Below are 8154 nucleotides of genomic sequence, written 5' to 3' on the forward strand. Positions count from 1 at the left end.
CAGCTGTCAATCGGAATCGCGCTGGTCCCACGCGATCGCAGTGCATCGCGCAAGCGCAAGGGACGCATGACCGCCTCCAGTTCTCGCGCTGTACATCGTCATGCGGCGCTGCGCCGCTCCGGGCTTGCCCTTGGCCTGGCCGTGATCGTGATCGCGCTCGGGCTTGGCATGCGCTTCTATGGCCGCGGGCTCGGCGTGCCGGCCTTCGCCGTCAAATATGGCGGCTCGGTCTTGTGGGCGACGATGGTGTATGTCCTGCTCGCCGCGTTCGCCCCGCGCCTGCGACCGCTGCGAGTGGCTGCCATCGCGCTGGCGATCGCTGTTGTCGTCGAGCTGGTCCGGCTCGTGCACACGCCCTGGCTCGACAGCTTCCGCCTGACGCTTGCCGGCGCGCTGCTGCTCGGACGGATCTTCTCGGTCTGGAATATCGTGGCTTATGCGATGGGGATCACGCTGGGCGTAGTGGTGGATTGCGGGATCGGTTCGATCCGGGGTTACGAAAAGTTCGTGCGAGGTGACGGCTGAGCCACGAGCCAGCTGTCGTCCTCGCGAACGTGAGGACCCATACCGCGGAATCTCGCATAGGCCCGTGTGCTCGACGCTCGGTACGACATGAGCTCCGGTGGTTGATGGTTTGGAACGCCTCTAGGCATCAGTACCTGGGATGGTTTGAACGAGGCGAAACTCATCCTCTCCCTCAGTTTTTTGGTGGGTTTCGCTTCGCTCAACCCACCCTACGATTGGGCGGTCAATCTCCCAGCTGAAACCGCTCGAACCGGTGCAGCTCGTCCTCGATCCGGCGCTTCAGCGCTTTCCGCGCCTCGCCCTTGGCCGCCCTGCCCGGCCCGACCCAGCTCCATTTCTGCATCAACAGCTTGCGCTTCTGCCGGTCGGTCTTGAGATCGAGCGCGGCGACGATGTCCTCGCCGACCAGCACTGGCAGCGCGAAATAGCCGAACTGCCGCTTCTCCTTCGGCACATAGGCCTCGAACCGATGCGCGTAATCGAAAAACAATTCGGTGCGCTTGCGCTGGATGATCAAAGGATCGAACGGCGAGAGAATGTGCACGCGATCCGAGCCGAGATCGCCGATGCCATCGAGCGTCTCCGGCCGCATCCAATGCGCCTGCTTGCCCGCGCCTTCGACATCGACCGCCACCAGTTCGCAGCGCCGCATCCGCGCCTCGATCAGGCGGCGCATCTTGGGCTTTGCCGGCGCATCGAGATGGCAGATGGAGTCGAGGCTCACGACGCCTTGCGCGCGCAGGGCGCGATCAAGGAGATAGGCCGCCGTCTCGGCCTCGCTTGCCGGTTTGGGCGGCTTGTCCCAGCCGAAATGCCGGCTGGTCAGCTCATAGGTCTTGAGCATGCCTTCGCGGCCGGAGATCGTCAGCACGCCCTGGTAAAAGCCGAGCTGCAGCGCCCGCTTCGACGGCTTGCGGCTCGCCCATAGATGCTCCTTCTCGGTCAGCACGTCGTCATCGATGTCGCGGATCGTCAGGGCGCCGCCCTGCCGGATCAGCCGCATCACCTTGCGCATGTCCTCCGGTTTGACCGATTTCAGCCAGCGATGACCTGCGCGGCGATATTGCCGCATGGTGGGCAGGAAGAGGCGGAAATCTTTGCTCGGCACATAGGCCAGCGCATGCGTCCAGTACTCGAACACGCTCTTGTCGACGCTCTGAGCCTGCCTCAGATCGGCGCGCCGATAGGCGGGAATGCGCGTGAACAGGATGTGATGGTGGCAGCGCTCGATCACGTGGATGGTGTCGATCTGCACATAGCCGAGATGGGCTGTAGCCGCCGCCACGGCGTCCGGCCCAGCTCCGAACGGCGCGTCTTCATCGAGCCGCTGGGCCTGCAGCCAGATGCGCCGTGCCTGGAGCTGGGTGAGATGAATGGGGGTGACTGCGCGCAACATCGCGCACAGTCTAGCGGGATTCGGACTAATTCGCATAAGATGGAATCGACATCGCGCCGCCCGCAGGGCGGGCAGCGCGGCGTCGGATCGAACGAAAGCGAGCTTACTTCGGCATTCCCATCATGCCGCCGTCGGTCTTGGTCATGCTCATCTTCTGCGCCTTCATGTAGTGCATGCAAGCGCTGTGCATCTTGCCCTGGCTCATATCGGTGTTGGCCATCGCCATCTCCTTATTGGCCTCGGTCGGCATCGGCGCCATCGCCGCAGCCGATTTCGCCATGTTGTCCGCGGTGCAGGCCATCATGGCCGCGGAGGCCGGAGAGAATGCCAGGACGGAAACGGCGGCGGCGGCGATCAGGATCTTTGTCATCTGGACCTCGGTTCGAAGAGAAGGACGCCGGTGCGCGACCGGCGTTCCGGAGCAGGAACCTTCTTCTCGAAAGATTTCGGCCCGACGACAGTTTTGTGAGAGGAAGCCGACAGAGCGGCCTCAGGGCTTCGCCTTATTGGGGATGCTGCCGGTCGCGGTGTCCGGTTTGCAGGCTGCGCGGCCGAGTTCCGCGGCCTGACATTTGTAGATCCGCCCGGTCAGGCGGTCGACCAGCCAGGCGGTGTCCTCCGTCGGGCTTTCGAGGCCGATATAGCGGCTGCTCAAGGCCGATATCAGCGTCGACAACAGGATGGCAGCCGCGATCATGCCGGCACCGATCAGGATCGACATGGAACTGGACCCTGCCTGATCGGAATTGCCCGTGCGGTAGCCTTGGGTGTCGCGCCGGCGCGGAGAGTTGAACACGTCGTCTGCTTTTCTGCTCGTTTCTTGCTCTTGTCTTGCTCCTGGCGACGACCGTCGCGCGCCCGAAGCTCTGCCAAATTGTGTTGGCGAGACCTCCGCCTAGAGTCGCATCTGGCCGCTTTGTTGTCCGGACATCGGCGGCCTCACGACCGCTTTGCGGCTCGCCGGCAGCAACGCAACCTGCTTGCAATCACAACGAGAACGTACCTCCCTCGGCCGCGTTCCCTGTTCCCGCGATGTGACACCGGATCAAATCAAGCGGTTTGAACCCATCCTAGCGCTTCGGCATCGAATTGCCACCACGCGCGATTACGAGGGCAAAGTTGGGCTCGAACCGCAGGCACTCAGATCCAGCTCTGAAACAGCATCAGGCGGTTGAAGGTCGGCATCGAGGTGCCGACGAAGGCGGCGCTGATCGGCAGCATTGCCATGAAGCCGACCGCGACAAGCGCCACATAGAGCCATAGCAGCCAAGGTACGCGGACCCGGGTCAGAACGTAAGGCAGCGCCAGGCTCGCGAGCGTCGCCGACGGCAGATAATAGTACAGGAAGCTCAGCGCGCGCGGCAGCAGCGCCCAAGGCAGATAGCAGCCGAAATAGAATGCAAGGATCAGGAACGCGCTGTCGCGGCGCGCGGCAATGAAATCGCGCAGACAAACCAGCAGCGCCAGCAACGCCGGCCACAGCACCAGCGGGTTGCCGAGCAGCACCACCGCGGCGATGTGCTGGTCGTCGGTCTTGTCGAACAGCAACCACACCGGTCGCAGCAGCAGCGGCCAGCTCGGCCAGGCGCTCATATAGGTGTGGCCGGCGATCGCGGTGGTGATGTTGTCGGCAAAGATGCGGTGCTGCGCCTCGGCGATGGCCGTGATCGACAGGCCATAGAGCGGGATGAAGCTCGCGACGTAGCAGACTGCGGGGACGATCAGGAAACAGATTGTGATCTGATAGGATGTCATGCCGTCCCAGAGGTCTGGCCGGTACCAGTCATCCTCGTTCGGCTCGGCGAACGAGGTTCGCCAATACTGCAGCAGCCGGACCAGCGCGACGACGCCGATCGCCGTGAGATAAGCAAATACACCGCTCCATTTGCACGCAGCCGCAAATCCGAAGCCCGCACCGGCGAGCGCGAAGGCAAGCTGCGGGCGCGGCCGCCTGTAGCCATATAGGAACGCTGCAATCGCGAGCAGGCTGAAAGCAAGCGCGAAAATGTCGAGCATGGCGATGCGCGCCTGCACATACAGCATCTGATTGAACCATGCGATCAAGGCGGCCGCGATCGCCGGCGCTTGCGTCCCAAACAGCGCAAGACCGCAGAGGTAGATGGCCACCACCGCGAGCGCGCCGAACAGCGCACCTGGATAACGCCAGCCGAAGGCATTGTCGCCGAACGTCCGGATCGACAGCGCAATGAACTCCTTGGCCAGTGGCGGATGCATGGGGTTGAGCTGCGGCACTGCCGGCGCCAGCCCGAGCATCTGCCGCGCGGCGGGCACGTAGTGCACCTCGTCGAAGACGAATTTCTCCGGCTTGGACAGGCCGATCAGGAGCGCGACATGCGTGACCACGAAGATGCTGAGCGCTATCACGAGACAGCGTGCGGCCGAGAGGCTTGGCGCACATGAAGCGACCTGGGAGGCGCGCGGCTTGCCTGGCACGGGCTGATCAAAAGCAGCTCTTCTCTGCATCGCCTTCAACCGAGCTCGAGATTTGCGTCACCAACCGGGGACACCCATGCCCCCGCTGTTGCGCTTCGACAACAATGTGGCTGCCGATCTTGAGCTGCGATCATAGAGCAATCGACCGGTATTGCGCCACTCGCCCTGTCCATCGCCTCCCTGACTGGCCACACATATCGGCATCCCGGGGGACCGCAGCCGGCGGCAATACCGTCGATGGCTGCGTCGGACTGCTCGTCTGACCGCCCCCCATCAACATTTCACGACCCGCATGGGCTTGCGCCTTGCAATCGGCTGGCGATATTGCATGATGATCATCATTTATCAGATCCGCCCCGGAATGTGACACCATGAATAGCGACGCCACCGCCCTTGCACGTGCCGATACGGCCGAGGCCGTGGCGCCGCCACCGATTGCGGCCAGGCCGCCCGCTTCCAAGGCCGACGCCGCCCGGGCCGCGCTCCTGAACGGTCCGGTGCTGCCGACGCTGTTCAGGCTGGCGCTGCCGACCATGACCGTGCTGTTGGCGCAGACCGCAGTGAACGTTGCGGAAGCTTACTATGTCGGCTTCCTCGGCACCGACGCGCTGGCGGGCGTCGCCATGGTGTTTCCGCTGTTCATGCTGATGACGATGATGTCGAATGGCGGCATCGGTGGCGGCGTGTCGTCGGCCGTGGCCCGCGCGATTGGCGCCGGGCGCAAGGACGATGCCGATGCGATCGTGTTCCATGCGATCCTGCTGTCGGTCGGTTTCGGAGCCTTCTTCACCATCGGCACCGCACTGGGCGGCCCGGCGCTGTATCACGCGCTCGGCGGCCGCGCTGGCGCGCTGGAGGCTGCGCAGAAATATTCCAACTATCTGTTCGCCGGCGCCATTCCGGTATGGATCGTCAATCTGCAGGCCGCGGCGCTGCGCGGCTCCGGCAATGTCCGGGTGCCGGCGCTCGTCACCCTGATCGGCGCGCTGGTGATGATCCCGCTGTCGCCGCTTCTGATCTTCGGCTTCGGCCCGGTGCCCGGGCTCGGGATCGGCGGCGCCGGCATCGCCTTCGGGCTCTATTACGCCGGGGCGATGCTGGTGCTGGTGCGCTACATGGCCTCGGGCCGCTCCAGCCTGCACTTTCGCATCGCGCCGCTGCAGCGACGGCTGTTCGCCGACATCCTCAAGGTCGGACTTCCGACCGCAGTCAACGCCGTGCTGGTGAACCTCACCGTGATTCTGGTGACCTCGGCGGTCGGCCGCTTCGGCACCCATGAGCTTGCCGCCTACGGCATCGCGTCGCGGCTCGACTACATCATGATCCCGATCCTGTTCGGCCTCTGCACCGCAACGCTCACCATGGTCGGCGTCAATGTCGGGGCCGGACAAGACGCGCGCGCCCGCCACATCGCCTGGGTCAGTGCAGCGGTCGGCGCCGCCCTGGTCGGCGCGATCGGTTGTGGGGTCGCGTTGCATCCCCCGCTTTGGCTTGCACTGTTCAGCCACGAGCCGGACGTGCTGCGCGAAGGTGCGACCTATCTCCGCGTCGTCGCGCCGGCCTATGCCGCGCTCGGCTTCGGCTTCGTGCTGGCCTTTGCCGGGCAAGGCGCGGGCCATGTGCTGTGGCCGTTCATAGGCTCAGCGGCACGGATCCTGATCGCGGCCGGCGGCGGCTGGCTTGTCGTCGCACAGTTCGGCGGCGGCATGGCGGCGCTTGCCGCCATGGTGATGCTGTCGCTGGTGGCCTATGCGGCGATCTGCAGCGTCGTGCTCGCCTCACGCCGGATCTGGCGGCTCTAGAACATCGTTTCCGTGAAATCGGCTGTCGAGTATGGATCTAGCTCTCGCGATCTCCAACAGTGTCATGCTCCGCGGAGGCGGAGCATCCAGTACTCCGCGGCAGAAGAGATCGAACAGAGACGTCACGGCGTACTGGATCGTCCGCCTTCGCGGACGATGACGGCTGGGGCTGTATCGATAGGACCGAGACTTTAGAAACGGACGTCTAAGTCACGGCCTCATAGGCGCGGCGCAGGCCTTCGAGGTCGAGCTTGACCATCTTCATCATCGCTGCCATCGCGCGGTTCGCGGCGGCGCGATCGGGGCTCGCGAGATATCGCATCATGGCATCGGGCACGATCTGCCAGCGCATGCCCCAGCGGTCCTTCAGCCAGCCGCATTGCACGGGCTGGCCACCATTGGCGCACAGCGCATCCCACAGACGGTCGACCTCAGCCTGATCCTCGCAACCGATCTTGAACGACACCGCGTCGGTGTGCTCGACCTTCGTCCCGCCGTTCAGCCCCATGAAGCGCTGTCCCGCCAGCGTGAACTCCACCACCAGCACCGACCCTGCCGCTCCCGACGGGGTGTCGATCGGACTGCGCTGCACGGTCTCGACTCGCGAGTTGGGGAGCAGCGACACATAGAAATTGGCGGCCTCTTCGGCATCGCCCTTGAACCACAGGCAGGGGACGATCTTGGACATCACAGGTTCCTCGTTGGCTGACAGTGCCCGGAGGACGAAGGAACCGACGCGCTTCCGACAGCGGAACAAAAAAAATTCCGCCGCCGGAAGTCGGCCGATCAATGTCCCTCGTTCGGGTCCCGGTGCACGGGATCGACCCAGAGCACGGTCTCCGGCCTTTCGACCGGCTCGATATCGATGTTGATGGCGACCGCCTCGCCGTCACTTCGCACCAGCACGCATTCCAGCACCTCGTCGGGGCTGGCATTGATCTCCTGATGCGGCACGTAAGGCGGCACGAAGATGAAATCGCCCGGGCCGGCTTCGGCAGTGAACTGCAGCGTCTCGCCCCAGCGCATCCGCGCTTTGCCCTTCACCACATAGATGATGCTCTCGAGATGACCGTGATGATGCGCGCCGGTCTTGGCATCCGGCTTGATCGTCACGGTTCCCGCCCACAGCTTCTGCGCGCCGACACGCGCGAAATTGATCGCGGCCTTGCGATCCATGCCGGGCGTCGAGGGCACGTTCGGATCGAGCTGAGTGCCGGGAATGACGCGCACGCCGTCATGCTTCCAGCGGTCGTCCGGATGATCATGCTGATGGTCGTGAGCGCCGTGATGGTGAGAACCTGACATGAACTTCTTCTTCGATTTTTCTGCGTGGAGGGAACCGCGCCCAGTCTAGCTAAAATGTCGCGATAACGCCATCAAGGTTCCGAGAACCTTTTAGCGCAACAGACGTTGTCTCCGCGAGGTCCTAACAAACGGAGATTGATCATGGGTGCCACCACGGACAAGATCAAAGGCGCGACCAACGAGGCCGTCGGCAAGGCCAAGCAGGGTATCGGCGAGGCTGTCGGTTCGGATCGCATGCAGGGCGAAGGCGCGGTCCAGGAGGTGAAGGGCAAGGGCCAGAAGGCCATGGGCGACGCCAAGCAGGCCACCAAGGATGCCGCCAACAACGCGGCGTCTTCCGTGAACAAGAACCTCTAAGCGAGGTTCGCTCGACGCCATTTTAGGTGCGCGCACGTCGAAAGACCGGCTCCCTCGCGGGAGCCGGTCTTTTTTGTCGCTGTCGATTACCCCTCACCCAAGTGAGCATGACGCCAGCACCGGTGTAGCCCTCTCCCACAAGGGGAGAGGGCGCAGCCACCGGCGCCGTAGCAGTCTCAGCACCGTACGTCGACCGAAGGGATCAGTTCCGCGAAACCGGTGCATCCTCTCCCCTTGTGAGGGCTTTGCGCAAATGCGGCATTGTGATTCGATGATTCTATCGTGAATCGGGGCGATAATCATGGTCGAGCGCAG

9 protein-coding genes are annotated in these 8154 nt (G+C 63.8%); 3 read left to right on the top strand and 6 right to left on the bottom strand.

The annotated features are described in order from the left end of the window. The first annotated feature begins 66 nt into the window (after positions 1-66). Positions 67-525, top strand: a complete 459-nt coding sequence (locus ACQR1W_RS32660; protein WP_434854613.1) for a DUF2809 domain-containing protein — start codon at positions 67-69, stop codon at positions 523-525. A 223-nt stretch (positions 526-748) separates the two neighbouring features. Here ACQR1W_RS32660 and ACQR1W_RS32665 read toward each other — a convergent pair whose 3' ends face one another. The 4 genes from ACQR1W_RS32665 to ACQR1W_RS32680 form a co-directional block, all read right to left on the bottom strand. Beyond that, positions 749-1921: a winged helix-turn-helix domain-containing protein gene (locus tag ACQR1W_RS32665; RefSeq protein WP_434854614.1), complete on the bottom strand. Its 1173-nt coding sequence runs from the start codon at positions 1919-1921 to the stop codon at positions 749-751. 103 nt (positions 1922-2024) lie between these two features. Beyond that, positions 2025-2291: a hypothetical protein gene (locus ACQR1W_RS32670; protein WP_434854615.1), complete on the bottom strand. Its 267-nt coding sequence runs from the start codon at positions 2289-2291 to the stop codon at positions 2025-2027. Between the two features lie 120 nt (positions 2292-2411). Next, entirely contained in the window at positions 2412-2642 is a 231-nt protein-coding gene (locus ACQR1W_RS32675; RefSeq protein ID WP_008973461.1) for a hypothetical protein, read from the bottom strand. Between the two features lie 419 nt (positions 2643-3061). Continuing rightward, entirely contained in the window at positions 3062-4405 is a 1344-nt protein-coding gene (locus ACQR1W_RS32680; protein WP_434854616.1) for a phospholipid carrier-dependent glycosyltransferase, read from the bottom strand. 341 nt (positions 4406-4746) lie between these two features. Between ACQR1W_RS32680 and ACQR1W_RS32685 the strand changes: the two genes are divergently transcribed. Then, complete coding sequence (locus ACQR1W_RS32685; protein ID WP_434854617.1) at positions 4747-6177, top strand: MATE family efflux transporter; 1431 nt, start codon at positions 4747-4749, stop codon at positions 6175-6177. Positions 6178-6382: 205 nt separating this feature from the next. Here the strand turns inward: ACQR1W_RS32685 and ACQR1W_RS32690 are convergent, their stop codons facing one another. Both ACQR1W_RS32690 and ACQR1W_RS32695 read right to left on the bottom strand, forming a co-directional pair. Then, on the bottom strand, positions 6383-6865 hold the full coding sequence (locus tag ACQR1W_RS32690) for a VOC family protein (protein WP_035983570.1): 483 nt from the start codon (positions 6863-6865) through the stop codon (positions 6383-6385). Positions 6866-6963: 98 nt separating this feature from the next. Beyond that, on the bottom strand, positions 6964-7482 hold the full coding sequence (locus tag ACQR1W_RS32695; protein WP_434854618.1) for a cupin domain-containing protein: 519 nt from the start codon (positions 7480-7482) through the stop codon (positions 6964-6966). Between the two features lie 141 nt (positions 7483-7623). Here ACQR1W_RS32695 and ACQR1W_RS32700 point away from each other — a divergent pair, with 141 nt between their 5' ends. Further along, positions 7624-7839: a CsbD family protein gene (locus ACQR1W_RS32700; RefSeq protein ID WP_008973455.1), complete on the top strand. Its 216-nt coding sequence runs from the start codon at positions 7624-7626 to the stop codon at positions 7837-7839. Positions 7840-8154 lie beyond the last annotated feature (315 nt).

This window comes from Bradyrhizobium sp. HKCCYLS1011, from assembly GCF_051167795.1.
In the GTDB taxonomy this organism is placed as follows: domain Bacteria; phylum Pseudomonadota; class Alphaproteobacteria; order Rhizobiales; family Xanthobacteraceae; genus Bradyrhizobium.